Source organism: Mesorhizobium sp. M0991, assembly GCF_040318915.1.
Classification (GTDB): Bacteria; Pseudomonadota; Alphaproteobacteria; order Rhizobiales; family Rhizobiaceae; genus Mesorhizobium.
Window position 1 is genome coordinate 138,709 of record NZ_JAMYNE010000007.1, and the last position, 26,152, is coordinate 164,860.

A 26,152-nucleotide genomic window follows, 5' to 3' on the forward strand; every position below is an offset into this window, starting at 1 on the left:
TCGCTCAGGCAATTCTCGCCTCGGCGACGCTTTCTCGGTCTGGACACGGACTGCCGCGCCGAATGTTTGCGCTCGGCTGAAACCCTGAAGCACGGCAAAGCGTATGGTATCATGTACCTTCGGACAGCGATTTCTCAGGGACAACGGAGACAGGCCATGCGCCGCGCGTTTTTCGCATTCGCAGTCATTCCACTCATTTTCGCATCCCCGGCGTTCGCCGGCGACGCCGAAGTCACAGCGGCGCAGACGGTCATCGATGGTCAATTGAAGGCCTTCATCGCCAATGATGGAGCGACGGCCTACAGCTTTGCCGCACCGAATGTGAAACGCATCTTTCCGACCGTCGATACCTTCATGAACATGGTGACCAACGGCTATCCGCCGGTGCGCCAACCGCAGACCTACTCCTTCGGCAAGGTTCGCGAGACGAGCCCGACCTCGATCGTCCAGCAGGTGCTGATCGTCGGCCCGGATGGCAAGGACTACGAGGCGGTCTACACGCTCGAATTACAGCCTGACGGCAGCTTTCGGATCACCGGCTGCAGCCTGCGCGCGTCCACGTCGCTCAGCACCTGAGGGGCGCTTGAGGAGGGGCAAAGCTGCCTCAATCCTGTCGCCGGTAGAGCGTCCAGCTCAGGCCTGAAAACCCCCAATGTCTCGACGCGTCGGCCCGTTCATAGGCCAGAGCGCATGCGGCCGCCGGTTCGACATGTTCGGCTTGTTTGTCCACGTCCCCCTCGAGGATCAGCCAGGCGGGCCGTTCGGTGCACAACCTGTCGTCTGGAACCAGCAATGCCCGACGATCCATTCGCGCCGCAAAATAGTCGACGACCATGGCGGTGCGGAAATCACTGTTGCTGGCATAGGTGGCAGCGCCACTTCTGGTCATCTCGTCGACCATAGCAGCGTACGAGCCGCGTCCGTACTGATAGAACTGGAGCAGCGACGAAACGCTTCCACTCACCACGATCGCCAGCGCCCCCATCGCAAGTAGCCTGGCAGTCCCGCGCGCATCCAGGCCGCGGCCAATCATCTCGCCGGCCCAGAGCAGCAGCAATGTTCCGCTGATGATGAAATAGCGCGGGAACTCGAGGTTGGGCAGATGTGCCGCCGCCATGAGCAAAGGCAGTCCGATAATCCCGATGGCATAAAGGCTGGCCCGGCGACCGCGCCAGACACCGGCGGAGAGGCCGACAAGACCACAGGCGGCAACGATATAGGGCCCGTCGCCGAACCAGGGTGGCAGCCCGAACAGAGAGCGGATCATCCCGCCATAGCCCTGCGCGAAGGCGGCAATCGAGAACGGCGAAACACCACCGACACTGAAGCCGAACAGCCTGCCGCCGACAAACACGCAGACAGCCAGCGGCAGCACGGCAAGCAGGGCCGGCAGGAAGATCGACGCCAGGTCCGCAACGACACGGCCGGCCCGCGCCGTACGCTGCCAGGCGAGCCACGCGGTCCAGGTTGCGAGGACTGCCACCATTCCGATCATGGTGAGGTGGCATAGGAACCCGAAAAGGATCGCCGCTGCCAAGGCCATTCCAGACCACCGTTTATTGTCGAGTCGGCGCTCTAGAAAAACCACCGAAAGCAGCGTGAACAGCACAAGGCCGGCGTAGCCGCGCGCCTCCGAGCCGTAATGGACCATTGGATAGCTCACGGCAAACAACAGGCTTGTGGCAATCATCGCCTGTCGTCCGCGCGATGCGGCGCTCGCTGCCGCCGCACCGATCGTGGCAACACCTAATGCTATCGACAGGCCTCGCTGGATCAGCGGCGAAGCGTCGGGGCCGATGAGATAGAGATAGACCGAGTTGAGGAAATGATTGTTGTCGTGATTGACGCGCCAGAATATCTGACCGATCGAGGTCAGCGGCTCGACCAGCGCAAAGCTCCAGATCTCGTCCAGCCAAAGGTCGCCGCGCGCGCCAAGCAAGCGCAAGACCAGACCGGTCACGGCGATCACCAGAGCGGCAAGCAACGACCCCGCCGTCCATTGCTGGACCGCCACGGAAGACGAAGGCGAAGCGATGCCATTCGTCCGCACCGTCGTGCCAGGAACTGAAACTTGCCCCGAAACGAACAGGTTCTTGATCCTCGCCCAACGTTGTCCGGCAATGCTTATTAGGCAGACGTTTCAAAACAGTTCATGGCAGGTGCAGCTCCTCGCTGGAGCCGGATTCCTGGCGAGCATGCCTACCGGACGGCGAGGTCACCGTTTGCCCATTGCTGCGTGATGATCTCGGCTTGTTCGGCGAACCTGCCAGCCTCGATCGCTTCACGAATGTCGCGCATCAGCTGCTGGTAATAGGACAGATTGTTCCAGGTCAGGAGCATCGCCCCAAGCGCCTCTTGCGAGCGCACCAGATGGTGCAAATAGGCCCGCGAATAGTCGCGTGCGGCCGGGCAGTCGCTTTCCTCATCGAGCGGGCGCGGATCGTCGGCATGGCGGGCGTTGCGCAGATTGACCTTGCCGCGCCGTGTGTAGGCAAGGCCATGGCGCCCTGCCCGCGTCGGCATCACGCAGTCGAACATGTCGATGCCGCGCGCCACCGACTTCAAGATATCGTCCGGCGTGCCGACACCCATCAGGTAGCGCGGCCGGTCAGCCGGCAGCTCCGGGCAAGTGATGTCGAGCATCTCCAGCATCACCGCTTGCGGCTCGCCGACAGCCAGCCCGCCGATCGCATAGCCCTTCAGCTCCATTGCCTTCAGCGCCTGCGCCGAGCGCAGCCGCAGATCCGGCACGTCGCCGCCTTGCACAATGCCGAACATCGCCTTGCCGGGCTGCTCGCCGAATGCCGCCTTGCAGCGCTCGGCCCAGCGCAGCGACAGTTCCATGGCGCGCTCGATCTCTTTTTCCTTGGCCGGCAGCGCCGTGCACTCGTCGAGCTGCATCTGGATGTCTGAATCGAGCAGCCCCTGGATCTCGATGGAACGCTCCGGCGACATCTCGTAGGCGCCGCCGTCGATATGCGAACGGAAGGTCACGCCATTCTCGGTCAGTTTCCGCAGCTTCGACAGCGACATCACTTGGAAGCCGCCGCTGTCGGTGAGGATCGGATACGGCCAGCAGGCGAATTCATGCAAGCCGCCGAGCCGAGCCACGCGCTCGGCGCCGGGTCTCAGCATCAGGTGATAGGTATTGCCAAGGATGATGTCCGAGCCGACGCCGCGCACCTGATCCATATACATGGCCTTCACCGTGCCGCCGGTGCCGACCGGCATGAAGGCAGGCGTGCGGATTTCGCCGCGCGGCATGGTGATTACACCACGCCGCGCCCTGCCGTCGGTCGCCAGCACCGTGAAGGTGAATGCGTTAGTCATTGAATTCCCTAGCCATCGAACTCCTTGTCGAATACCGGCGCGTCCGGAGCCTGCTTATCGAGCGACTGGCGGTAGCGGATGCAGCCGCGCATGAATTTCGGCCACGGCGGCACGGCAATCGCCGGCTCGGTCTTTTCGGGCAAAAGCGACCACAGGTCGGGATGATGCCAGCACAGATCGTGGCCGGTGGCGTCGCGGTGTTGGCGGATGCCGGCGCGCAGTTTCCTGACCTCGGCGATCAAGGCTTCGCGGTCGAAGGTTTCAAGGTCATCGTCCATCGGTATCCTTCCTGAACAGAAGACTTGCGTCTCCATAGGAATAAAACCTGTAGCGGTTCTCGATCGCATGCGCATAGGCCGCGCGCATCGTCTGCAAACCGCAGAAGGCCGAAACCAGCATGAACAGCGTCGAACGCGGCAGATGGAAATTGGTCATCAGCATGTCTGCGGTCTTGAAGCGATAGCCGGGCGTGATGAAGATGTCGGTCGGGCCTGACCATGCTGCCAGCCTGCCGTCCTCGCCAGCCGCGCTCTCCAACAAGCGCAGCGATGTCGTGCCGACAGCGATAATGCGCCCTCCTTTTGCCTTCGCCGCATTCAGCGCCTCGGCGGTTTCCGGGCTGACCGAACCGGTTTCGGCGTGCATCTTGTGGTCGGCGGTGTCGTCCGCCTTCACCGGCAAAAACGTGCCGGCGCCGACATGCAGCGTGACGAAACGGCGCTCTATGCCCTCGGCGTCGAGCGTCGCAAACAGCTCCGGCGTGAAATGCAGCCCTGCCGTCGGCGCGGCCACGGCGCCCTCCTCCCTGGCATAGATGGTCTGGTAGTCGCTCCGGTCACGTTCGTCGTCGTCGCGCCTGGAGGCGATGTAGGGCGGCAGCGGGATATGCCCGACGGCGTGCAGCGCCTCGTCGAGGAACGGACCTGACAGGTCGAAGCCGAGCAGCACCTCGCCACCTTCCCCCTTCTCGATCACGGTCGCGTCGAGCTGGCCGAGAAAGCAGGAATTGGCATCATGACCGAAATGGATGCGATCGCCGGCGGCGACGCGCTTGCCGGGCCGCATGAAGGCGAGCCACCGGTCGGGCGCCGTCCGCATATGCAGCGTGGCTTCGACCTGCGTCGCCGCCTCGCCGCGCCGCCTGATGCCCTTCAGTTGTGCCGGAATAACCTTGGTGTCGTTGAAGGCCAGCACATCACCGGCCTTGAGCAGGGACGGCAGGTCGCGCACCGTCCGGTCCTCGAACCCCTCACCCGGCCTGACCACCAGCATCCTGGCGCTGTCGCGCGGTTCGGCTGGGCGAAGCGCGATGCGCTCTTCCGGCAGATCGAAGTCGAAAAGATCGACGCGCAAGAAATCCCCGCCTCAAGGTTCCGGGCAGGTCACCGCCCAGGCGCCGACACCGTCTATGCTCAATGTGCCGCCCATCGCGAAACTGGACTGCTCGCTGGCTTTGACCAGCCGCAATCTGGCGACGATCGAGCTGAGGCCCTCATCAGTGAGATCGATCAGCATACGCTCGTCGTCTTCGAATGCCTGTCCGACGATCACTTTCGTTGAACCCGGCTGGCCGTCCGTGGTCCATGTCTTGCCGCCGGCATCCAGCCACACGCGCGCCACCGCAATGACGGCCGTGTGTCCCATCAAAACGTCGATCGATGCCGCGCCGCCGTCGGCGCTGCAAACGATCGATTCCGTCGCCAGCGCCGGCGTGGCCGCCGCGACGAGCACAAATGCGATGGCCGCGACAGCCCGGCCGGTCATTTCACGTCGGCCGCTACCTTGAGCGACACGATCTTGTCGGGATCCTGCACCGGTTCGCCGCGCTTGATCTTGTCGACATTGTCCATGCCTTCGATGACCTGGCCCCATACCGTGTACTGGCGGTTGAGGAAGGCGGCATCGTCGAAGCAGATGAAGAACTGCGAATTGGCCGAGTTCGGGTTCTGCGAGCGCGCCATCGAGCAGGTGCCGCGGCCGTGGTTGGCGTTGGAGAACTCGGCCTTCAAGTCGGGCTTGTCGGAACCGCCCGTACCGGCGCGGGTCGGTGCGAAAGACGGCTTGTTGGAGTTGCCGAACTTGACGTCGCCGGTCTGCGCCATGAAGCCGTCGATGACGCGGTGGAAGACCACACCGTCATAGGCGCCTTCGCGCGCCAGCTCCTTGATGCGGCCGACATGGCCGGGCGCCAGGTCTGGAAACAATTCGATGACGACCTTGCCCTTGGTCGTGTCCATGATGAGCGCGTTCTCGCGGTCCTTGATCTCGGCCATGTCAGAAATATCCTTTTGAAACTTGGGTTTATTTGCCGTCGGCGGCGATGCGCACCTTGATCATGCGATCGGGGTCGGTCACCGTCCCGTTCTGCGCCTCTTCGCCTTTCTTGATGTGGTCCACCAGCTCCATGCCGCTGACCACATTGCCAACGATGGTGTACTGGCCATCGAGCGGCGGTGCCGGCGCGAACATGATGAAGAATTGCGAATTGGCGGAATTCGGATCGTCGGAGCGGGCCATGCCGACCACGCCGCGCTGGTAGTGCTCGGTGCTGGAGAATTCGGCCGGCAGGTCAGGAAGATCGGAGCCGCCGGTGCCGACCGCGTCGGCATTGAAGCCGCTCTTCATGTTGCCGAACTTGACGTCGCCGGTCTGTGCCATGAAGCCGTCGATGACGCGGTGGAAGGCGACGTTGTCGTAGGCGCCCTGGCGCACCAGCTTTTTGATCTGCGCGACATGCTTCGGCGCAAGGTCGGGCCTCAGCGCGATGGTCACGTCGCCGTCCTTCAGCGTTACGATCATGGTGTTTTCCGGATCGGCGGCAAACGCCGACACGGATGCGGTCACAAGACCGGCAAGCACGGCAAGCAAGAAGGCAAGCTTTTTCAGCTGCATGGGATCTTTCTCCGAATATCTTCGTTCATGCAAGTCGTTACCCAAAGCCGGGTTCCACTTTTGGGCGACATGCATTTATTTCGCGAATTTGGCGGTGAGCGCGCCGGCCACGGCCGCCGGCACGAAGGGGCGGATGTCGCCTCCCATCGAAGCTATCTGGCGCACAAGTGTGGCGGTAATGGTGCGCACCGAGGGGCTGGCGGGCAGGAAAACCGTCTGCAGCTCCGGTGCCATGGTCTCGTTCATGCCGGCCATCTGCATCTCATAGTCGAGATCGGTGCCGTCGCGCAGGCCGCGGATCATGATCGAGGCGCCATGCTTCCTGGCTGCGTCGATGACCAGCCCGTCGAAGTCGACTACTTTGATACGCGCACCGTCGCTGCCGAATTCCGCCTTCGCGGCCGTTTCGATAAGATCGACCCGTTCCTCGAAGGAAAACAGCGGCTTCTTGCCGGGATGGATGCCGATCGCCGCATAGATGGTATCCGCCACGGCCAGCGACGCCTTCAGCACGTCGAGATGGCCGTTGGTCAGCGGGTCGAAAGAGCCGGCATAAAGGGCGATGCGTTCGGTCATGGCAGGTGCTTCTAGCGAGCCTCTCCCCTAAAGGCAAATCCGATCGGCAGGCCCGCCCCATGAACCTTTTGGCCTACGTGAACGACAGATGAATGTGCCGCTCACAACGGCTTCACGCAGTGTTCACTAAGTTTGCAGCTGCAGAAGATGAAACCAAACACCCATCTAATCGTTGTTAGGCGCAGGAGAACACGCACATGCTGATCTACATGCTCGCCACCGCAATGACCGTCGCCATGCTGATCGCTACCGTATTCGGGTTGCATCAGGAAGCACAGCGCGTCCGCGCCAAGGCCAATACCAAGCGGTTCGAAGGCTTCGGCAACCGCAAGCCTTATCGCCACTTCTAGATTGCCGGGGTTTCTTCACAACGCCGGCCCATAGGGCTGCGCCGCCGTGGCAAACTCACTCGACGGTAGTGTCAGGCTCCCCACCTTCGGCATCGGTAACAGCGCCACCTTCAACCTCGACACTCTCTTCGATCTCCTCGTCCGCTTGCGGCTCTGAAATCCGCTCCACCGAAACGACCTTCTCGTCCTCTGCGGTATTGAAGATGGTAACGCCCTTGGTGGCGCGGCTGGCGAAACGAATACCGTTGACCGGGACGCGGATAACGGTGCCGCCATCCGAAACCAGCATGATCTGATCGTCATTGCCGACCGGGAAGGTCGCCACCAGGCGGCCGATTTCGGCCGTTTTCGACACGTCGGTGGCACGAATACCCTTGCCGCCACGGCCGGTCAGACGGAAATCGTAGGACGACGAACGCTTGCCGTAGCCATATTCCGTCACCGTCAGCACGAACTGCTCATGTGCCTTGAGGAATTCGTAGCGCTCGTCGGAAAGTTCCGCCTCTTCGCCGACCTCCTCATTGGTGAGCTGGATTTCCTCCTCCTCGCCGGCCGCGATGTCGGCGGCAAGCCGGCGTTCGGCCACCACCCGCTTGAGGTAGGCGGCACGCTCCGCCGGCGGTGCATCGACATGCTCGATCACCGCCATCGAGATCACCCTGTCGCCATCGGCCATTGCAATGCCACGCACGCCGACCGAATTGCGGCTCTGGAAGACGCGTACGTCGCTGACCGGAAAGCGGATGCACTGGCCGGAACTTGCCGTCAAAAGCACGTCCTCATTGTCGGTGCAGGTCTCGACGCCGAGGATCTCGTCGCCTTCCTCGTCCAGCTTCATGGCAATCTTGCCGTTGCGGTTGACCTGGACGAAGTCCGAAAGCTTGTTGCGGCGCACGGTGCCGCGCGTGGTGGCAAACATCACGTCGAGCTCGCCCCAGCTGGTCTCATCCTCCGGCAGCGGCATGATGGTGGTGATGCGCTCGCCCTGTTCGAGCGGCAGCATATTGATCAGCGCCTTGCCGCGCGATTGCGGGTTGCCGATCGGCAGGCGCCAGACCTTTTCCTTGTAGACGATGCCGCGCGAGGAGAAGAACAGCACCGGCGTGTGCGTGTTCGCGACGAACAGCCGGGTGACGAAATCCTCTTCCTTGGTCGACATGCCGGAGCGGCCCTTGCCGCCGCGGCGCTGCGCCCGGTAGAGTGACAGCGGCACGCGCTTGATATAGCCGGAATGGCTCACCGTGACGACCATGTCCTCGCGCTGGATCAGATCCTCGTCTTCCATGTCCGCCCCGCCCTCGGCGAGCTCGGTGCGGCGCGGCGTGCCGAATTCGTCACGCACGGCGATGAGCTCGTCCTTGACGATCTGCTGGATGCGGGCGCGGGACGACAGGATATCGAGATAATCCTTGATCTCGTCGCCGATCGTGTTCAGTTCGTCGGCGATCTCGTCGCGGCCGAGCGCGGTCAGGCGCTGCAGGCGCAGTTCGAGGATGGCGCGCGCCTGTTCCTCGGAGAGATTGTAGGTGCCGTCCTCGTTGATGCGATGGCGCGGGTCGTCGATCAAAAGAATCAGCGATTCCACGTCGCCCGAAGGCCAGCGCCGCTCCATCAACTGCTCGCGTGCCGTCTGCGGGTCCGGAGCGCTGCGGATCAGCTTGATGACTTCATCGATGTTGGCAACGGCGATGGCAAGGCCGACCAGCACATGGGCGCGGTCGCGCGCCTTCCGCAGCAGGAATTTCGTGCGCCGGCTGATCACCTCTTCACGGAAGGCGACGAACGCCTTCAGCATGTCGGTCAGCGTCAGCAATTCCGGCTTGCCGCCGTTCAGCGCCACCATGTTGGCGCCGAAGGACGTCTGCAGCGGGGTGAAGCGGTAGAGCTGGTTGAGGATGACATCGGCGACCGCGTCGCGCTTCAGTTCGATGACGACGCGGTAGCCCTGGCGGTCGCTCTCGTCGCGAATGTCGGAAATGCCTTCGATGCGCTTGTCGCGCACCAGCTCGGCCATCTTCTCGATCATAGACGCCTTGTTCACCTGATAGGGAACTTCGGTGATGACGATCGATTCACGGTCGTTGCCGCGCGCCTCGACGTTGACGCGGCCGCGCATGACGATGGAGCCGCGGCCGGTCGAATAGGCGCTGTAGATGCCGGAGCGGCCGAGCACGATGCCGCCGGTCGGGAAATCCGGCCCCGGAATAATCTCCATCAGTGCCGGCAGATCGATCGCCGGATTGTCGATGAGGGCAATGGCGCCGTTGCAAACCTCGCCCAGATTGTGCGGCGGGATGTTGGTGGCCATGCCGACGGCGATACCGCCGGAGCCGTTGACCAACAGGTTCGGAAAGCGCGCCGGCAGGACTTTCGGTTCGCTGCCCGACGCATCGTAAGTGTCCTGGAAATCGACGGTGTCCTTGTCGATGTCTTCCAGCAACTCATGCGCGACCTTGGTCAGCCGCGATTCCGTGTAGCGCATCGCCGCCGGCGGATCGCCGTCGATCGAGCCGAAATTGCCCTGCCCGTCGATCAGCGGCACGCGCAGCGACCAGTCCTGCGCCATGCGCACCAAAGCGTCGTAGATCGAGGCGTCGCCATGCGGATGGTATTTACCCATCACGTCGGCGACCGGGCGTGCCGATTTCACATATTTGCGGTTCCAGTGATAGCCGCTCTCATAGGCGGCGTAGAGGATGCGGCGATGCACCGGCTTGAGGCCATCGCGCACGTCCGGCAGCGCGCGGCTGACGATCACGCTCATGGCGTAATCGAGATAGGAGCGCTGCATCTCCTCGATGATGGATATCGGCTCGATGCCGGTGGGGCCGCCGTCGGCGCCGCGCGGTGTCTTTTGGTCGGTCAAATCGGATCACAATCTAATCAGGAATCACTTGGTGCTTATATAGGAAGCCGGCCCGAAACTCCAACAATCGCGGCAGTTTTGCAGTGTGGTTTTTAGCGGCAAATTCAAAAGGATACACCAATTGCGACGATATGGCAGTGGCTCGCTTTCACGAGCGTCGCCGGCGGGCGCGATAAGTACCCGGTGCCTCGCCCATCAGCCGCCGGAAACGGCGATTGAAGGTCGACAGATCGTTGAATCCTGCTGCAAAGGCGATCGCCGAAATCGTCTGATCCGACGTCCGCAGCCGCACGGAAGCCCTGTGCAGCCGCGCTCTCAGCAGAAACTGGTAGGGCGTCATGCCGGCGACGTGCCGGAAGGTGCGCAGGAAATGATAGGGGCTGGTGGCGGTCTCGTCGGCGAGTTCGGCAAGCGAGATCGGCCGGTCGGCATCGACTTCGATGCGCCGCACCGCTTCGGCGACGCGCTTCTGGTCACGGCGGCTCGGCGCGCTCTGTCCTTCCGTAGCGCTGCAAGCCGCTGTCACCGCCGCACCGGCAATGCGCAGGGCGAGTTCCTCGAACGCGCCGGTGTCGGCCATCTCGCGCGCCGCCTCCGCTTCGGCGAGCAGCGGCACCAGCGCCGGCAAGGGCGGCAGGCGCGGCGTGCGGAAATCGAGCTGCTTCGCGCCCGGCACGTCGGCGACGATCCGCTCCATATAGGCCGGTCCGAAATGGAAGGAGAGGCAACGGTCGCCGGCGCCATGCTCATGGCCGCATTCGTAGCATGTGCCGGGATTGCCGAGCAGGAGCGCTCCCGGCGCCAGCATCGCCGTGCCCTGGCGCGCACGATAGCGGAAGGTGCCGCTGGTTACGGCGGCGACGCAGAAATCCCGATGCTCCTCCTCGAATGGCCTGTCGGCGGCGCTGGCGGTGCAGATGACATCCGACACCTGCCAGCCTCGGCCCGACGCCAGCCTATGCGCGCTCGTCGCCATCGCCGAAATATAGCAATTTTTCCCAAGCGCAGAACCCCTGTCGACCTCTACGCTTGCCGGTCTACTGACAAGATGAGAGCGAAGCCATGTCCAATTCCTTTGCCAAGGCCCTGCACAGCGATGGACCCGTACCGGCCCTTGCCGAGAAACTAAACCTTTACGGCCGCTTCGTCGGCGCCTGGACGTTCGACGCCACGCGCCATCTCGAGGACGGCCAGGTGCTGACCGGGCGCGGCGAGGTGCATTTCGGCTGGGTGCTCGAAGGCCGGGCCATCCAGGACGTATGGATCCTGCCCGCCCGTGACGCCGGCGCCTCGCCGTCGCTCGGCAAATGGACCTTTTATGGCACGACGTTGCGCGTCTACGACCCCGGCGTCGACGCCTGGCACATCTTCTGGAGCGATCCGCGCAGCCAGTACTACAGCCGCCAGCTCGGCCGTGCCGAGGGCGACACCATCATCCAGCAAGGCGCAGACGGCACCGGATCTGCTGTGCGCTGGAGCTTTTCGCGCATCACCGAAAATTCGTTCCGCTGGCTGGGCGAACGCTCACAGGACGACGGCGCCACCTGGCGTCTCGAAGTCGAGTTTCTGGCCCGGCGCGCCGCGAGCCCCTGATCCGCACGGTTTCCACTGGCTCCGCTTTGCTCTACCAATCCCGTTATCCGGCATTGCCGGCGGGGAGGGTCAGCATGCCGAGCTTCGACAGCCTGTTCAACGCCTTCGTCACCATACTGGTGACGATCGATCCGCCCGGCCTGGCGCCGCTCTTCCTTGCCGTGACCCGCGGCATGAACCGCAAGGAGCGCAACCAGGTCTCCGTGCGCGCTTCGATCATCGCTTTCCTGGTGATGGCGTTGTTCGCAATCGCTGGCGCGTCGATCCTGTCAGTCTTCGGCATCACCCTGCCGGCCTTTCGCGTCGCCGGCGGCTTTCTGCTGTTCTTCATCGCCTTCGAAATGGTGTTCGAGCGCCGGCAGGACCGCAAGGAGAAGATCGGCGATGTCGCCATCACCAGGGATATGATCCACAACATCGCCGCCTTTCCGCTGGCGATCCCGCTTATTGCCGGTCCCGGCGCAATTTCGGCGACCGTCCTGCTCTCAAGCTCGTTTCAGGGTTTTGGCGCGCAGACAGCACTTGTCGGCATCATCGCCATCTGCCTTGTCATCACTTACCTGGTGTTCGTGCTGTCAGAGCGCATCGACCGTATCCTCGGCCAAACCGGCCGTTCGATCCTGACACGGCTGCTCGGCGTCATCCTGGCGGCGCTCGCCGTACAGTTCGTGGCCGACGGCATCAAGGCGCTGATGGCGACGTAGGAACTGCCCTACTTCGCTGTCGTTTCAATGACTTCGAAGTCGTGGGTGATCTCGGCGGTCTTGGCCATCATTGCCGAGGCCGAGCAGTATTTCTCGATCGAAAGCCCGATCGCCCGCTTCACCTTGTCGTGTGACAGCGCCCGGCCCTTGACGACAAAATGCATGTGGATGCGGGTGAACACCTTGGGATCGGCTTCTGCACGGGCGGCATCGAGTTCGACCACACAATCGTCAACCGCCTCGCGCCCCTTTTCGAGGATATGGACCACGTCATAGGCCGAGCAGCCGCCGGTACCGATCAGCACCAGTTCCATTGGGCTCGGCCCCGGCGTCTTGCCCTCCGGCCCGAACGCAGTGCCTAGCACCAGCTTGTGCCCACTGGCGGACTCGCCAACGAAGGTGCGCTCCTCGACCCATTTGACCCTTGCTTTCACTCGATACGTCCTTTCACCGCTCAAACGCACAACGTCCCGAAAATCCAAGACAGATTTTCGGGACGCCATTTCGTGGCCAAGGTGCTGGCGCTTTTCGCCGCAAGGGCAGTCCGCCCCGAGAAATCAGAACGGGATTTCGTCGTCCAGCTCGCGCGACGAACCACCGCCGCCGCCCTTGTTGGCGCCACCGCGATTGAAACTTTCGCCCGGGCCGGACTGGCCGAAATCGGAACCGCGGCTCGCACCACCACCGGCATAGTTGCCGACCTGGCCGCCGCCCTCGCCCCGCGCATCGAGCATCTGCAGCTCGCCGCGGAATTTCTGCAACACGACTTCGGTCGTATAGCGGTCATTGCCGGTCTGGTCCTGCCATTTGCGCGTCTGCAGCTGGCCCTCGACATAGACCTTCATGCCCTTCTTCAGATACTGCTCGGCCACCTTGGCGATCTGGTCGTTGAAGATCACGACATTGTGCCACTCGGTCTTTTCCTTGCGCTCTCCGGATGTCTTGTCGCGCCAGCTTTCCGACGTCGCGATGCGAATGTTGACAACCGGGTCACCCGAATTCAGGCGGCGGATTTCAGGGTCCGCCCCGAGGTTGCCCACCAGAATGACCTTGTTGACGCTACCCGCCATGATACTTCTCCGCGCTCATCCGAAACCAGATTTCTGTCGCTGCACCTTACAGGCTACGGATAATCCCTGCCTGCCGTCGCTGCCTTTTCCCACAACGTTTTTGTTCTCTTTTCGTTCTATAGTACAGGCCCTGCACTGTCAATAGTTGTCAGTAAGAATTAGTGTCTTGACGTCGAATTTCCACAGGCCATGGGATCGAGGCGAACGCATGAAGATGGTTGCGCATGACGATCAGCCGCAAGAAGAATGGCGGGCGGGAGTAAAGACCCGAATGCATGTCTCGGCCCGCAACGGCGCAACTCAACTTTGCATATTCGAACAATGGGTCGAACCAGCGGCTGGCGCCCCGACACATTGGCACCCGGTCGAGGAAGTGCTTACCGTCATCGCCGGCAGAGCCGAGATGTGGATCGACGAAGAGCATGTCGTCTTGACTGCCGGACAGTCGCTTGTTGTTGCCGCGCGCAGGCAACATGGCTTCCGAAACGTCGGCTCCGAAATGCTTCATATCCATGCCGTGCTCGCGTCACCAGTTTTCGAGGCGACGTTCAACGGATCCCCCGACATGGTGAGACGCTGGCTTTCAGCGAGTTTGTAAAACCTCGCCTGTCTTAAAAAACACCTCCTGTCTTAAAAAAACACGGCTTGCCAAACCGATAAGTATTGACTTATGCTTTCGGCATGATCGAAGCAGAGATTTTTCGGGCACTGGCCGATCCAACGCGTCGCGCCGTCTATGAGCGGCTCGCCGACGGCGAGATGACGGTGTCTGAACTGCGCACTGGCATGCCGGTATCGCAGCCGGCGGTATCGCAACATCTCGCAGTGCTGCGCGGCGCCGGCCTCGTGGTCGAGCGCCGGGCCGGTCGCAACGCCTATTACCGCGCCGATCCGAAGGGGCTTGCGCCACTGCTCGGCTGGATCGAACGCTACCGCGCGTTCTGGCCAGAGCGCATCGAAAGGCTCAAGACGGTTTTGAAGGACATGGACCAATGACCAGCCGAGGCAAAGAACGCGCGGAAATGGCGGCAGACAAGATCGAGTTCGAGTGCGAGCTGCCCGAGCCGCCGGAAAAGGTGTGGCGGGCGCTTACGGTGCCGGACCTGCTCGCGGCCTGGATGATGCCAAACGACATCAAGCCCGAAATCGGCAACCGCTTTGCCTTTAGAGCGCCGAATGCGCCGATCGAGTGCGAAATCCTCGACGCCGATCCCGGACGGCTGCTGCGCTATTCCTGGCGGGAGCGGCCGGCGCCCGGCGGTACGCAGGTGCCGCCCGGCAGCCCCGTGGACCGCCCAATGAACGACAGCCCAGTGGACAGCATCGTCACCTTTACGCTTGACCGCACCGTTTCCGGCGGCACGCATCTGCGCATCGTCCATGATGGTTTTGCTGGGGCAGCGATGCCGGAGATCGCGATGGCAGGCGCCGGTTGCCGGCTTTCCTTTGAAGCGCACACTCCCAGGCACAAGCAGATCGCCGCAAACACCCCGCGCCTCTTCCTGCGCGCGGCCTGAACGACAACAGTCAACGGAGACAAACGATGAGCGGCCTTGCCAATCTGGTGCCGATGGTGATCGATCAGTCGAGCCGCGGTGAACGCGCCTTCGACATATTTTCGCGGCTGCTGCGCGAGCGCATCGTCTTCATCAACGGGCCGATCGATGACGGCACCTCGGCGCTGGTCTGCGCCCAGCTTCTGTCGCTGGAATCCGACAATCCCGACAAGGAGGTCTCGCTCTACATCAACTCGCCGGGCGGCGTGGTGACCAGCGGTTTCGCCATCTATGATACGATGCAGTATATCAGTTGCCCGGTCTCCACCGTTTGTATGGGTTTCGCCGCCTCGATGGCCTCGTTCCTTTTGATGGCCGGCACGCCAGGGCGGCGTATCGCGCTACCCAACACCAGCATCGTGCTGCATCAGCCTCTCGGCGGTTTCCAGGGCCAAGCCTCCGACATCCAGCGCCATGCCGAGGGCATCCTTCGCACCAAGTGGCGCATGACCGATCTTTACGCCCACCATTGCGGCCGCACCTACGAAGAAGTGGAACGCACGCTCGACCGCGACTTTTTCATGACCGCACAGGAGGCCAAGGATTGGGGCCTCGTCGACCATGTTTTCGACACTCGCAAGCAGGCCGCGTGAAGCACCTTCGAACGGAACTGAGCGATATGAGGGCCGGCAACTCTCAGCGCCGCCGGTCTGGCTTCGGCGCTATCGCCGCACTATAGTCAGGTGATGACCGCCATTCGTTCATCCAGCCTATGCCTTGCCATTGCCGCCATTGTGGGCACGAACATGCTGGTGGGCATGGCACTTGCCCAAGATAATTCGACGTCTTCGCAAAAGGGCGCCCTGCCCGGTGTGACGAGTGACTATCGCATCGCCGAGCCAACTCCGCAGCCCGAGCCCGACGACGCGGTTCCAAGCAGCGGCAACGGCACGTTCAAGATCGGCGATACCGATGTTCGGATTTCCGGCAGCATCACCATCGATGTCGCTACCGGCGGGATCAGGCCCTCCAGCCGCTAAGTTCGCCTGGTGTGAACCACAAATATTGCGCTTCAAACGAACAGCCCCGCCATTGCTTTTGCAACTGACGGGGCTTCTTGGATCTAAAATCCAAATTGCCGGGAGTGTACTGCCGGCTTTTTATTTCGGATGCTTCGCGGCGTTCAGCCGACGATCCGACTAGCAGTCTCTGATTGTTGTGGGGATCGGCAGATCAACGTTGGCAGGTAGCGCTAAACGCCTGACCTGGCTACTTATACCTGCCGCGGCTCCAGCGACACGTGGAGCCTCAAGGAACTTCCGGTGGAGTCATGCCTCTGCTCTCCTTCTGTTCGTTGCGACTGTCGTCGTCGAAGCGCTCATCGCATAACCCGCGGCGTCTCGCAGGCTAGCCCCAGGCCGCGAGGCCATCGAAAGACGGCCAGCTTCGTTGACGTTTGGAGTCTGCCCCCGTGACGCATGGACGTCAACCTTGAATAGCCGATTACCGAAAAATGTGATCGCGAGACGCTTTGTGAAGCCGGCTGTACGGGCAGCTTTTGTCAGGAGCGTGTTCGGCCTTTGTTCTTTCCGCTTGCCCGTTCGCGCGAAAGGCGGTTAAACGCTTTGGTCGAGAGTTGTGGCGTCTCTCGAAAAGGCGGCGAAATTACCTACATAGGGGATGGTCGGGAAAACCCGCCCATCCCACGAATTCCAGATTCTGAGGCGGCGACCGGCGATGGCCGACCATAAATATCTCTCCATTCGCGGGGCACGCGAACACAATCTGAAGAATGTCGATCTCGACCTGCCGCGTGACAGCCTGATCGTCATGACCGGCCTGTCGGGGTCGGGCAAGTCGTCGCTTGCCTTCGACACCATCTACGCCGAGGGCCAGCGCCGCTATGTCGAGAGCCTTTCGGCCTATGCGCGGCAATTCCTCGAAATGATGCAGAAGCCGGACGTCGACCAGATCGACGGCCTGTCGCCAGCCATCTCCATCGAGCAGAAGACCACCTCGAAGAACCCACGCTCGACGGTCGGCACCGTCACCGAGATCTACGATTATATGCGGCTTTTGTTCGCCCGCGTCGGTGTACCCTATTCACCGGCCACTGGCCTGCCGATCGAGAGCCAGACGGTTTCGCAGATGGTCGACCGGGTGCTTGCAGTCGAGGAAGGCACCCGGCTGTTCATCCTGGCGCCGATGGTGCGCGGCCGCAAAGGCGAGTACCGCAAGGAACTGCTGGAGCTGCAGAAGAAAGGTTTTCAGCGCGTCAAGGTCGATGGCGTCTTCTACGAGATCGCCGACGTGCCGGCGCTGGACAAGAAGTACAAGCATGACATCGACGTTGTCGTCGACCGCATCGTCGTGCGCGGCGATCTGGCGACGCGGCTCGCCGATTCCATCGAGACCGCGCTGAAGCTGGCCGACGGACTGGCGGTAGCGGAATTTGCCGACAAGCCGCTCGACGCCAGCCAGACCGGCGAGGATTCGGTCAACAAGTCGAAGAACGAGACGCATGAACGCATGCTGTTCTCGGAAAAGTTCGCCTGCCCGGTGTCCGGTTTCACCATTCCCGAGATCGAGCCTAGGCTGTTCTCCTTCAACAATCCGTTCGGCGCCTGCCCAACCTGCGACGGGCTCGGCAGCCAGCGCGCCATCGATGCCAGCCTGGTCGTGCCCGACGAGAATGTTTCGCTGCGCGCTGGCGCCGTCAGCCCGTGGGCGAAGTCGACCTCGCCCTATTATGCGCAAACGCTGGAAGCGCTGGGCGTTGCCTATGGCTTCAAGCTCGGCGACAAGTTCAAGGATTTGAGCGAGGAGGCAAGGCAAGCCGTCCTGCACGGCACCGGCGAGCGCGAAATCACCTTCCACTACGATGACGGCCTGCGCTCCTACAAGACGACGAAAACCTTCGAGGGCGTCATCCCCAATCTCGAGCGCCGCTGGAAGGAAACCGAATCCGCTTGGATGCGCGAGGAGATCGAGCGCTTCATGTCGGCCACGCCCTGCCCGGCCTGCCGCGGCTATCGGCTGAAGCCCGAGGCGCTCGCGGTCAAGATCGCCGGCAAGCACATTGGCGAGGTCACCGAGCTGTCGATTCGCAAGGCCGACCAGTGGTTCACCGACCTGCCTGCTTCGCTCAATGACAAGCAGAACGAGATCGCGGTGCGCGTGCTCAAGGAAATCCGCGAGCGGCTGCGCTTCCTCAACGATGTCGGGCTCGACTACCTGACGCTGTCGCGCAACTCCGGCACGCTGTCGGGCGGCGAGAGCCAGCGCATCAGGCTCGCCTCGCAGATCGGCTCCGGCCTGACCGGCGTGCTTTACGTGCTGGACGAGCCGTCGATCGGTCTGCACCAGCGCGACAACGCCCGCCTGCTCGACACGCTGAAGCATCTGCGCGACATCGGCAACACGGTCATCGTCGTCGAGCACGACGAGGACGCCATCCTGCATGCCGATTACGTTGTCGATATCGGCCCGGCCGCCGGCATTCATGGCGGCCACATCATCGCCCAGGGCACGCCGCAGCAGATCATGGCGACGCCCGCTTCGATCACCGGTAAATATCTGTCGGGCGAGCTCGAAGTGGCGACGCCAGCCGTTCGGCGCGATGCCAAGAAGAACCGCCGGCTGAAGGTCGTCGGCGCGCGCGGCAACAATCTAAAGAACGTCACCGCCGAAATCCCGCTCGGCACGTTTACCGCCGTCACCGGCGTGTCCGGCGGCGGCAAGTCGACCTTCCTGATTGAGACCCTGTTCAAGGCGGCGTCGCGCCGCATCATGGGCTCGCGTGAACATCCGGCCGATCACGACCGGATCGAGGGGTTGGAATTCCTCGACAAGGTCATCGACATCGACCAGTCGCCGATCGGGCGCACCCCGCGCTCCAACCCCGCCACCTATACCGGCGCCTTCACGCCGATCCGGGACTGGTTCGCTGGCTTGCCGGAGGCCAAGGCGCGCGGCTACCAGCCGGGCCGCTTCTCGTTCAACGTCAAGGGCGGCCGCTGCGAGGCCTGCCAGGGCGACGGCGTCATCAAGATCGAGATGCATTTCCTGCCCGACGTCTATGTCACCTGCGATGTCTGCCACGGCAAGCGCTATAACCGCGAGACGCTGGACGTGCTGTTCAAGGGCAAGTCCATCGCCGACGTGCTCGACATGACGGTCGAAGAAGGCGTCGATTTCTTCGCCGCCGTGCCCGGCGTGCGCGACAAGCTGGAGACGCTGAAACGGGTCGGCCTCGGCTACATCCATGTTGGCCAGCAGGCGACGACTTTGTCGGGCGGCGAGGCGCAGCGCATCAAGCTTGCCAAGGAACTGTCGCGCAAGGCGACCGGCAAGACGCTCTACATTCTCGATGAGCCGACCACCGGCCTGCATTTCCACGACGTCGCCAAGCTGCTTGAAGTGCTGCACGAGCTGGTCGACCAGGGCAACACGGTCGTCGTCATCGAGCACAATTTAGAGGTGATCAAGACCGCTGACTGGGTGCTCGATCTTGGCCCCGAAGGTGGTGACGGCGGCGGCGAGTTAGTGGCGTCTGGCACGCCTGAGGACATCGTTCGCGAAAAACGCAGCTATACCGGGCAGTTCCTGAGGGAATTGCTCGAGCGGCGCCCCGGAGGCAAGCGCGAAGCGGCGGAGTGATGGCAAAGAACGGTCTCATCACGGTCCAAAGCCGCTTCGGCGTGACCGAAACGATCGATCGCCTGGTCGAGACTGTGGAACGTGCAGGATTGCTGGTCTTCGCCCGCATCGATCACGCCGCCGGTGCGCGCAGTGTCGAAGCATCACTGCGTCCAACCGAACTCCTGATTTTCGGCAATCCGAAAGGTGGTACGCCACTGGTGCAGGACCGGCAGCTTGCCGGCATCGATCTGCCGGTCAAGGCACTGGCCTGGGAGGACGAACAAGGCAAGGTCTGGCTCTCCTACAATGACGCGCACTGGATGGCTGATCGCCACGACTTGGGCGACGCCAGTCGCAATGCCGTCGCTGCGATCGCGGCCGGCATGGACAAGGTGATTGCGGCCGCTGCCGGCGCGGGCCAGTTTTGATCATGAGAGCCGCTCGTCCCGGTGATCTCCCCACGGTGATCTCGCTCACCACCGACGCATACGCGCCCTACACTGCCCTGTTCGGAGCGCCGCCGATCCCCGTCACCGAGGACTATGCGCCGCGCATCCACCGCGGCGAAGTCTGGCTTTCGGAGCAAGATGGACAGACGGCTGGCCTGATCGTTCTCGAACGACATGCGGACCATACAATGATCTTCAGCGTCGCCGTTGCGCCCGCCTTTCAGGGCAAGGGTTTCGGCATCGGGCTGCTCGACTGGGCCGAGCAACAGACGCGCCTGTGGAGCTTGCCTGAAATCCGACTCTACACCAATTCCAGAATGGAACGGAACGTTTCGTTGTATAAGGCCTACGGCTTTCGCGAAACGGGTCGCCGGCCCAATCCATATCGGCCAGGATGGACGGTCGTCGACATGGCGAAAGCCGTCGAGACGACCGCCATCGCGTGATCCTTTTCTGCAAACCGGGAGGACTACCATGACTCAATCAGGAACAATCCGCGCCGGCATGGGCGGCTGGACCTTCGAGCCGTGGGACACGTCCTTCTACCCGGACAAGTTGTCGAAGGCCAAGCAGCTGAATCATGCCAGCCGGCAGGTGCCGACTATCGAGGTCAACGGCACCTATTATTCGAGCTTCAAGGAACCGACCTTCGTCAAATGGGCGAACGAGGCGCCGGATGGTTTCGTCTATTCGCTGAAGGGCAACCGCTTCGTCACCAACCGCCGCGTGCTCGGCGAGGCCGGCGAATCGATCATGCGCTTCCTCGGGTCGGGCGTCGCGGCACTTGGCGACAAGCTTGGGCCGATCCTGTGGCAGTTCGCGCCGACCAAGAAATTCGACCCGGACGACTTCGAGGCCTTCCTCAAGCTGTTGCCGGAAAAGCAGGACGGCGTTGCGCTGCGCCACGCGGTCGAGGTGCGCAACGACAGCTTCGTCGCGCCGGAGTTCGCCGCCTTGGCGCGAAAGCACAAGGCCGCCATCGTCTATGCCGACCACGCCAAATATCCGGGGATTGCCGACGTCACCGGCGATTTCATCTATGCGCGGCTGCAGACCGGCAGCGACCACAATCCCGATTGCTACACGCCAAAGGCGCTCGACGAATGGGCGGCGCGCGCAAAAACCTGGGCGGAAGGCAAGGTGCCGGCCGACCTGCCGCGGGCCGATCCTTCAACCGAGGCGCCGGTCAAGCCACGTGACGTGTTCGTCTACTTCATCACCGAGGGCAAGGTCCGCGCTCCATTCGGCGCCATCGCGCTGATGAAGCGGGTCGCAGGCTGACGCCCCCGCTGTCGGTGGTCTGCCTGGCCGGGTCCTCAACTACCGGCTATGCGGCGCGCTCGTCCGAACGCCGATCAACCCTGACGATCTCGTTGAAAGCATCGAGATCGACATAGAAGACCTTTGTGATCTCCGCGATGAGTTCGTCGTGGTCATACCCCTGCGATTTCAGAATGTTGATGGCTGTTAGGATGTCGACGCGCTCCGTGAGTCGTCGTTTCTGGTAGTCCTCGACATAGCGCTCCATCGACTGGCTCTAGCTCCCAAGCACCCGAAATGTTGGACGACAACAGATCGCTGGAAGGGAGCGGCTTGCGCGCAAGCATGCCGACGCGGCCCGCGCCTTCCCCTGATCTGCCAATTTGAAACTGGTACGGAAAGCGGCCGACTCACCAAGGCCAAGCAAAATCTAACACGCAATCTTCGGCGCGCCAGAGTTGCAAAGTAATAGAATCAATAAGAATTCAGACGGTCAGGAACTTCCGCACGTCCGCCCGGTCGAGATCCTCGGCGGGGCCGGTATGGACGATCTGGCCGCGGTCCATGATATTGACCTCGTCGGCCAATTCCCGGCAGAAATCGAGATATTGTTCGACCAAAAGCACGGCAATGCCTGCCTGGTCGCGCAGATAGCGGATGGCGCGGCCGATATCCTTGATGATCGACGGCTGGATGCCTTCCGTCGGTTCGTCGAGCACCAGCAGTTTCGGCCGCATCACCAGCGCCCTGCCGATGGCAAGCTGCTGTTGCTGGCCGCCGGACAGATCGCCGCCGCGGCGCGCGAGCATCTGCTTCAGCACCGGAAACAACTCGAAGACGTGACCGGGAATGTTGCGATCGGAGCGCTTCAGCGGCGCAAAACCCGATTCGAGGTTTTCCCGCACCGTAAGCAGCGGAAATATCTCCCTGCCCTGCGGCACGAATGCGATGCCCGACCGGGCGCGATCATACGCCGCGCTCCGGTCGAGCGCCTTCCCCTCGAAGGCAACACTTCCGCTCGTCAGCCGATGATGGCCGACGATCGATCTCATCAAACTGGTCTTGCCGACGCCGTTGCGGCCGAGCACGCAGGTGATCTTGCCGGCGCCGGCTGTCAGCGAGACACCGCGCAGCGCCTGGGCAGCGCCGTAATGCAACGTGGCATTGGAGACTTCGAGCATGGTCAGTGCTTTCTCCAACGCCTGAAGAACGAAAGGTCGAAATGATGGAACGGAACGCGCCAGACCATGTTCATCTCCCCAGGTAGACTTCGACGACGCGCTCGTCGGCCGAAACGAAATCGAGCGAACCTTCGGAAAGGACCGAGCCTTCGTGCAGGCAGGTGACCTTGACGCCGAGCTCGCGCACGAAATGCATGTCGTGCTCGACGACGATGACCGAATGGTCGCGCGCGATATCCCTAAGCAGCCGCGCGGTCTCTTCGGTCTCGGCGTCGGTCATGCCGGCGACCGGTTCGTCGACCAGCAGAAGCTTCGGATCCTGCGCCAGAAGCATGCCGATCTCGAGCCATTGCTTTTGGCCATGGCTCAAATTGGCGGCGAGCTCGTCACGCTTGTCGCCGAGCCGGATGATGCCGAGAATGTCGTCGATCTGCCGCACGTCCGCGGCCGAGCGACGATGGAACAGTGCCGGGAAGATCGAGCGCGGGCCTTTCAGCGCCAGCATCAGATTGTCCTCGATCGTGTGGCTTTCGAAGACGGTCGGCTTCTGGAATTTACGGCCGATGCCCATCATGGCGATTTCGGCCTCGTCGTGTTTGGTCAGGTCGACCTCGCCGTCAAAGAAGACCTCGCCCGCGTCGGGCCGCGTCTTGCCGGTGACGATGTCCATCATCGTCGTCTTGCCGGCGCCGTTGGGGCCGATGATCGCCCGCATCTCACCCTTATCGAGCACCAGCGACAGGTTGTTGATGGCGCGAAAACCATCGAAGGAAACCGACACGCCGTCGAGATAGAGGATGGTGTTGCTCTTCGACATCAGGCCATCACTCCGCTGGCTGCGGTTCGGCGCCGGAGGCCGACCAGTCGCCCGGCCTTCTCGCCGCCGAGCGATCGATTTTCGGCGGCACCGGCGCGTCGGGATCGATGCCGGCTTCCTCGGCGGCCGAGGCTGCCCGCATCGCCTTTGCGTTGCCGCGCCAGGAATCCCACATGCCGATGATGCCCTTGGGCAGGAACAGCGTGACGGCGACAAACAGTCCGCCCAGCGCAAACAGCCAGAATTCCGGCAGCACGCCGGTGAACCAAGATTTACCGGCATTGACCAGAAGCGCGCCGATGATCGGCCCGACGATGGTGCCGCGCCCGCCGACGGCCGCCCACACCACCACCTCGATCGAATTGGACGGCTCGAATTCGCCGGGGTTGATGATACCGACCTGCGGCACGTAAAGCGCACCGGCGATGCCGGCCATCACCGCCGACACGGTGAAGGCGAACAGTTTGACGTTCTCCGCCCGCCAGCCGAGGAAGCGTGTGCGGCTCTCGGCATCGCGCACTGCCATCAAAAGCTTGCCGTATTTGGAACCGACGATTGCCCAGGTGACGAAGACGGCAAACGCCAGCATGACGGCGCTGGCCGCGAACAGCGCCGAGCGTGTCATGTCGGCCTGCACGTTGAAGCCTAAAATGTCCTTGAAATCAGTCAGGCCGTTATTGCCGCCGAAACCCATGTCGTTGCGGAAAAACGCAAGCAGCAGCGCATAGGTCATCGCCTGGGTGATGATCGACAGATAGACACCGGTGACGCGGCTGCGGAAGGCGAACCAGCCGAAGACGAAGGCGAGCAGGCCGGGTACCGCAAGCACCATGACCGCCGCGAACCAGAAATGGTCGAAACCATACCAGAACCACGGCAATGCCTTGTAGTTAAGGAATACCATGAAATCCGGCAGCAGCGGATTGCCGTAGACGCCGCGCGAGCCGATCTGGCGCATCAGATACATGCCCATCGCATAGCCGCCGAGCGCGAAGAAAGCGCCATGGCCGAGCGAGAGGATGCCGCAATAGCCCCAGACGAGATCGAGCGCCAAGGCGAGCAGTGCGTAGCACAGGTATTTGCCGGTGAGCGCGACGATATAGGACGGCACGTAAAACGCACTTGTCGGCGAGACCGCAAGATTGAGCAGCGGCACGACGATGGCAACCGCCAGCAGGATGAAGATGGTGATGGCGACGCGGCGGTCGGCGCCGGCAGCAAAGAAGCGTCCCGTGATCATGCTTCCACCGACCTGCCCTTGAGCGCGAACAGCCCGCGCGGGCGTTTCTGGATGAACAGGATGATCAGCACCAGGACGACGATCTTGCCGAGCACCGCTCCAGCGTAAGGTTCGAGGAACTTGTTGACTATGCCGAGCGAGAAAGCGCCGACCAGCGTGCCCCAGAGATTGCCGACACCGCCGAAGACGACGACCATGAAGCTGTCGATGATGTAGCCACGACCGAGATTGGGCGAGACGTTGTCGATCTGGCTGAGCGCGACACCGGCTATGCCGGCAATGCCGGAGCCGAGTGCAAACGTCAGGGCGTCGACCCATGGCGTCCTGATGCCCATCGAGGCGGCCATGCGGCGATTGGCGGTGACGGCACGCATCTGCAGCCCCCAAGGCGTACGTTTCATCACGTAGAGCAGCACCGCGAACACCCCGAGCGCGAATACCAGGATCCAGAGCCGGTTCCAGGTCACGGCAAGCTGGCCGATATTGAACGAGCCGGACATCCATGACGGGTTGCCGACCTCCTGGTTGGTCGGCCCGAAGATGGTGCGTACGGCCTGCTGCAGGATCAGCGAGACCCCCCATGTCGCCAGCAGCGTCTCCAGCGGCCGGCCGTAGAGGAAGCGGATCAGCCCGCGCTCGATGACAAGGCCGACGAGCGCCGCCACCAGGAAGGCCAGCGGCAAGGCGATAACCAGCGACCAATCGAACAGGCCGGGAAAGGAATTGCGGATCACCTCCTGCACGACGAAGGTCGTGTAGGCGCCGAGCATGACCATCTCGCCATGCGCCATGTTGATGACGCCCATGACGCCGAAGGTGATGGCCAGGCCAATCGCCGCCAGCAGCAGCACCGATCCGAGCGATATGCCGTACCAGATATTCTGGCCGGCATCCCAAAGCGCCAGCGTCGAATTGATGTTGGATATCGCCGCCGTCGCCGCGTCCTTCACCGCACCTTCGGAATTGGCCTCCACCGACGTGAGCAGCGACACCGCATCGCGGTCGCCGCGCGCACCGATCAGCGCGATCGCCGCCAATTTGTCGGCCTCCGGCCTGTCTGAAACGAGAACCGACGCGGCGCGTGCCTGTTCGAGCAGCGCCTTGACGCTTGCCACGCCCTCATTGGCGATCGCAGTGTCGAGCGGCTCGATGTTCGCCGCGTCCGGCGTCTTGAACATGGTGTCGGCGGCGGCAATGCGCACGGCCGGGTCCTTGGAGCCAAGTGTCAGCGTGCCCAATGCATCGCGAATGACGCGGCGCAGCGTATTGTTGACCTTGATCTTGGTGATGTCGGCCTTGGCAACTTCGCCCGATCTTTCGCCGGTGAGCGCATCGAGCAGCTCGATGCCGCCGCCGCTCTCCTTGCCGACAAAGACCAGTGAATCGGCCTTGCGGACGTAAAGGCTGCCCTCCGCAAGCGCGGCAAGCGGCCGTTCGACGGCTGGATCGCCGGATGCCGCAAGCTCGCGCACGACGGCTTCTATCGCCGGAAAATTGGCGGCGGTGGCGAATTTGGCGATGACGGCGCGCAGATCTGCTTCGCTGGCGTTCGACGGCAGCAGCGTCCCCAGGAGGAGCAGCAGCATCAGGCCAATCGCGCGGATCAGGATCATTGGTTTCTGGTGGCTGTTGAAGGTTGAATGTCGCCTCCGGGCAGGCTGGAGGAGGAGCCTGCCCGGAGGGCTTG

General features: G+C 62.5%; 30 protein-coding genes. 13 read left to right on the forward strand and 17 right to left on the reverse strand.

Annotated features, from left to right (window positions below; genetic code table 11):
- Window positions 1–156: 156 nt before the first annotated feature.
- On the forward strand, window positions 157–576 hold the full coding sequence (locus NKH70_RS13345) for a DUF4864 domain-containing protein (RefSeq protein ID WP_352720160.1): 420 nt from the start codon (window positions 157–159) through the stop codon (window positions 574–576).
- A 28-nt stretch (window positions 577–604) separates the two neighbouring features.
- On the opposite strand, the gene NKH70_RS13350 is transcribed toward NKH70_RS13345, so the two are convergent.
- The 8 genes from NKH70_RS13350 to coaD all read right to left on the reverse strand — a co-directional run bounded on the left by NKH70_RS13350 (window position 605) and on the right by coaD (window position 6,798).
- Window positions 605–1,984: a glycosyltransferase family protein gene (locus NKH70_RS13350; protein ID WP_353025405.1), complete on the reverse strand. Its 1,380-nt coding sequence runs from the start codon at window positions 1,982–1,984 to the stop codon at window positions 605–607.
- 215 nt (window positions 1,985–2,199) lie between these two features.
- Window positions 2,200–3,330, reverse strand: a complete 1,131-nt coding sequence (gene tgt, locus NKH70_RS13355; protein WP_292653462.1) for a tRNA guanosine(34) transglycosylase Tgt — start codon at window positions 3,328–3,330, stop codon at window positions 2,200–2,202.
- 8 nt (window positions 3,331–3,338) lie between these two features.
- Window positions 3,339–3,608 (reverse strand): hypothetical protein, encoded by a 270-nt coding sequence (locus NKH70_RS13360; RefSeq protein ID WP_352448773.1) that lies wholly within the window; start codon window positions 3,606–3,608, stop codon window positions 3,339–3,341.
- Window positions 3,598–4,683 carry a tRNA preQ1(34) S-adenosylmethionine ribosyltransferase-isomerase QueA gene (gene queA / locus NKH70_RS13365; RefSeq protein ID WP_352720156.1) on the reverse strand — a complete coding sequence of 362 codons (1,086 nt, stop codon included), beginning with the start codon at window positions 4,681–4,683 and terminating at the stop codon, window positions 3,598–3,600. The genes NKH70_RS13360 and queA overlap by 11 nt, the downstream gene beginning before the upstream one ends.
- Window positions 4,684–4,695: 12 nt before the next feature.
- Entirely contained in the window at window positions 4,696–5,094 is a 399-nt protein-coding gene (locus NKH70_RS13370; protein ID WP_352720154.1) for a hypothetical protein, read from the reverse strand.
- Complete coding sequence (locus tag NKH70_RS13375; protein WP_023717788.1) at window positions 5,091–5,603, reverse strand: peptidylprolyl isomerase; 513 nt, start codon at window positions 5,601–5,603, stop codon at window positions 5,091–5,093. The genes NKH70_RS13370 and NKH70_RS13375 overlap by 4 nt, the downstream gene beginning before the upstream one ends.
- 28 nt (window positions 5,604–5,631) lie before the next feature.
- Window positions 5,632–6,222: a peptidylprolyl isomerase gene (locus NKH70_RS13380; protein ID WP_292653458.1), complete on the reverse strand. Its 591-nt coding sequence runs from the start codon at window positions 6,220–6,222 to the stop codon at window positions 5,632–5,634.
- A gap of 75 nt (window positions 6,223–6,297) precedes the next feature.
- On the reverse strand, window positions 6,298–6,798 hold the full coding sequence (gene coaD, locus NKH70_RS13385; RefSeq protein ID WP_292653457.1) for a pantetheine-phosphate adenylyltransferase: 501 nt from the start codon (window positions 6,796–6,798) through the stop codon (window positions 6,298–6,300).
- A gap of 197 nt (window positions 6,799–6,995) precedes the next feature.
- On the opposite strand from coaD, the gene NKH70_RS13390 reads away from it, so the two are divergent.
- The gene (locus NKH70_RS13390) at window positions 6,996–7,148 is read left to right on the forward strand and encodes a hypothetical protein (protein ID WP_254817366.1); all 153 of its coding nucleotides are present in this window, start codon (window positions 6,996–6,998) and stop codon (window positions 7,146–7,148) included.
- A 55-nt stretch (window positions 7,149–7,203) separates the two neighbouring features.
- Here NKH70_RS13390 and gyrA read toward each other — a convergent pair whose 3' ends face one another.
- Window positions 7,204–10,014, reverse strand: a complete 2,811-nt coding sequence (gene gyrA / locus NKH70_RS13395; RefSeq protein WP_352914222.1) for a DNA gyrase subunit A — start codon at window positions 10,012–10,014, stop codon at window positions 7,204–7,206.
- A 148-nt stretch (window positions 10,015–10,162) separates the two neighbouring features.
- Entirely contained in the window at window positions 10,163–10,990 is an 828-nt protein-coding gene (locus tag NKH70_RS13400) for a helix-turn-helix transcriptional regulator (RefSeq protein WP_352720150.1), read from the reverse strand.
- Window positions 10,991–11,076: 86 nt separating this feature from the next.
- Here NKH70_RS13400 and NKH70_RS13405 point away from each other — a divergent pair, with 86 nt between their 5' ends.
- The gene (locus NKH70_RS13405) at window positions 11,077–11,607 is read left to right on the forward strand and encodes a hypothetical protein (RefSeq protein WP_352977157.1); all 531 of its coding nucleotides are present in this window, start codon (window positions 11,077–11,079) and stop codon (window positions 11,605–11,607) included.
- 74 nt (window positions 11,608–11,681) lie between these two features.
- Window positions 11,682–12,311 carry a MarC family protein gene (locus tag NKH70_RS13410; RefSeq protein ID WP_352720147.1) on the forward strand — a complete coding sequence of 210 codons (630 nt, stop codon included), beginning with the start codon at window positions 11,682–11,684 and terminating at the stop codon, window positions 12,309–12,311.
- An 8-nt stretch (window positions 12,312–12,319) separates the two neighbouring features.
- Here the strand turns inward: NKH70_RS13410 and NKH70_RS13415 are convergent, their stop codons facing one another.
- Both NKH70_RS13415 and NKH70_RS13420 read right to left on the reverse strand, forming a co-directional pair.
- Window positions 12,320–12,745 carry an OsmC family protein gene (locus tag NKH70_RS13415; RefSeq protein ID WP_353025406.1) on the reverse strand — a complete coding sequence of 142 codons (426 nt, stop codon included), beginning with the start codon at window positions 12,743–12,745 and terminating at the stop codon, window positions 12,320–12,322.
- A 123-nt stretch (window positions 12,746–12,868) separates the two neighbouring features.
- Entirely contained in the window at window positions 12,869–13,381 is a 513-nt protein-coding gene (locus NKH70_RS13420) for a single-stranded DNA-binding protein (RefSeq protein WP_023674867.1), read from the reverse strand.
- Between the two features lie 271 nt (window positions 13,382–13,652).
- Between NKH70_RS13420 and NKH70_RS13425 the strand changes: the two genes are divergently transcribed.
- From NKH70_RS13425 to NKH70_RS13465, 9 genes are all read left to right on the forward strand, one after another.
- Complete coding sequence (locus tag NKH70_RS13425; protein ID WP_353025469.1) at window positions 13,653–13,979, forward strand: cupin domain-containing protein; 327 nt, start codon at window positions 13,653–13,655, stop codon at window positions 13,977–13,979.
- Between the two features lie 83 nt (window positions 13,980–14,062).
- Window positions 14,063–14,377, forward strand: a complete 315-nt coding sequence (locus NKH70_RS13430; RefSeq protein WP_292653450.1) for an ArsR/SmtB family transcription factor — start codon at window positions 14,063–14,065, stop codon at window positions 14,375–14,377.
- Window positions 14,374–14,898: an SRPBCC family protein gene (locus NKH70_RS13435; RefSeq protein ID WP_352720143.1), complete on the forward strand. Its 525-nt coding sequence runs from the start codon at window positions 14,374–14,376 to the stop codon at window positions 14,896–14,898. The genes NKH70_RS13430 and NKH70_RS13435 overlap by 4 nt, the downstream gene beginning before the upstream one ends.
- Window positions 14,899–14,924: 26 nt before the next feature.
- Window positions 14,925–15,530: an ATP-dependent Clp protease proteolytic subunit gene (locus NKH70_RS13440; protein WP_353025407.1), complete on the forward strand. Its 606-nt coding sequence runs from the start codon at window positions 14,925–14,927 to the stop codon at window positions 15,528–15,530.
- Window positions 15,531–15,623: 93 nt separating this feature from the next.
- Complete coding sequence (locus tag NKH70_RS13445) at window positions 15,624–15,917, forward strand: hypothetical protein (protein WP_352466425.1); 294 nt, start codon at window positions 15,624–15,626, stop codon at window positions 15,915–15,917.
- 697 nt (window positions 15,918–16,614) lie between these two features.
- Window positions 16,615–19,536, forward strand: coding sequence for an excinuclease ABC subunit UvrA (gene uvrA, locus NKH70_RS13450; protein WP_352720140.1), 2,922 nt, complete (start codon window positions 16,615–16,617; stop codon window positions 19,534–19,536).
- Entirely contained in the window at window positions 19,536–19,946 is a 411-nt protein-coding gene (locus NKH70_RS13455; RefSeq protein WP_353025408.1) for a DUF302 domain-containing protein, read from the forward strand. The genes uvrA and NKH70_RS13455 overlap by 1 nt, the downstream gene beginning before the upstream one ends.
- Window positions 19,943–20,413, forward strand: a complete 471-nt coding sequence (locus NKH70_RS13460; RefSeq protein ID WP_352720137.1) for a GNAT family N-acetyltransferase — start codon at window positions 19,943–19,945, stop codon at window positions 20,411–20,413. The genes NKH70_RS13455 and NKH70_RS13460 overlap by 4 nt, the downstream gene beginning before the upstream one ends.
- A 28-nt stretch (window positions 20,414–20,441) precedes the next feature.
- Window positions 20,442–21,248, forward strand: coding sequence for a DUF72 domain-containing protein (locus NKH70_RS13465; RefSeq protein WP_352720135.1), 807 nt, complete (start codon window positions 20,442–20,444; stop codon window positions 21,246–21,248).
- A gap of 46 nt (window positions 21,249–21,294) precedes the next feature.
- Here NKH70_RS13465 and NKH70_RS13470 read toward each other — a convergent pair whose 3' ends face one another.
- The 5 genes from NKH70_RS13470 to urtB form a co-directional block, all read right to left on the reverse strand.
- Window positions 21,295–21,495 carry a hypothetical protein gene (locus NKH70_RS13470; protein ID WP_352466420.1) on the reverse strand — a complete coding sequence of 67 codons (201 nt, stop codon included), beginning with the start codon at window positions 21,493–21,495 and terminating at the stop codon, window positions 21,295–21,297.
- Between the two features lie 217 nt (window positions 21,496–21,712).
- A complete protein-coding gene (gene urtE / locus NKH70_RS13475; RefSeq protein ID WP_352720133.1) occupies window positions 21,713–22,408 on the reverse strand; it encodes an urea ABC transporter ATP-binding subunit UrtE in 696 nt (231 codons plus the stop codon).
- A gap of 70 nt (window positions 22,409–22,478) precedes the next feature.
- Window positions 22,479–23,225, reverse strand: a complete 747-nt coding sequence (gene urtD / locus NKH70_RS13480) for an urea ABC transporter ATP-binding protein UrtD (protein ID WP_352466419.1) — start codon at window positions 23,223–23,225, stop codon at window positions 22,479–22,481.
- A gap of 7 nt (window positions 23,226–23,232) precedes the next feature.
- On the reverse strand, window positions 23,233–24,465 hold the full coding sequence (gene urtC / locus NKH70_RS13485) for an urea ABC transporter permease subunit UrtC (RefSeq protein ID WP_352466418.1): 1,233 nt from the start codon (window positions 24,463–24,465) through the stop codon (window positions 23,233–23,235).
- Window positions 24,462–26,078, reverse strand: coding sequence for an urea ABC transporter permease subunit UrtB (urtB, locus tag NKH70_RS13490; protein WP_352720132.1), 1,617 nt, complete (start codon window positions 26,076–26,078; stop codon window positions 24,462–24,464). Before urtB ends, urtC begins: the two co-directional genes overlap by 4 nt.
- Between the last annotated feature and the right edge of the window lie 74 nt (window positions 26,079–26,152).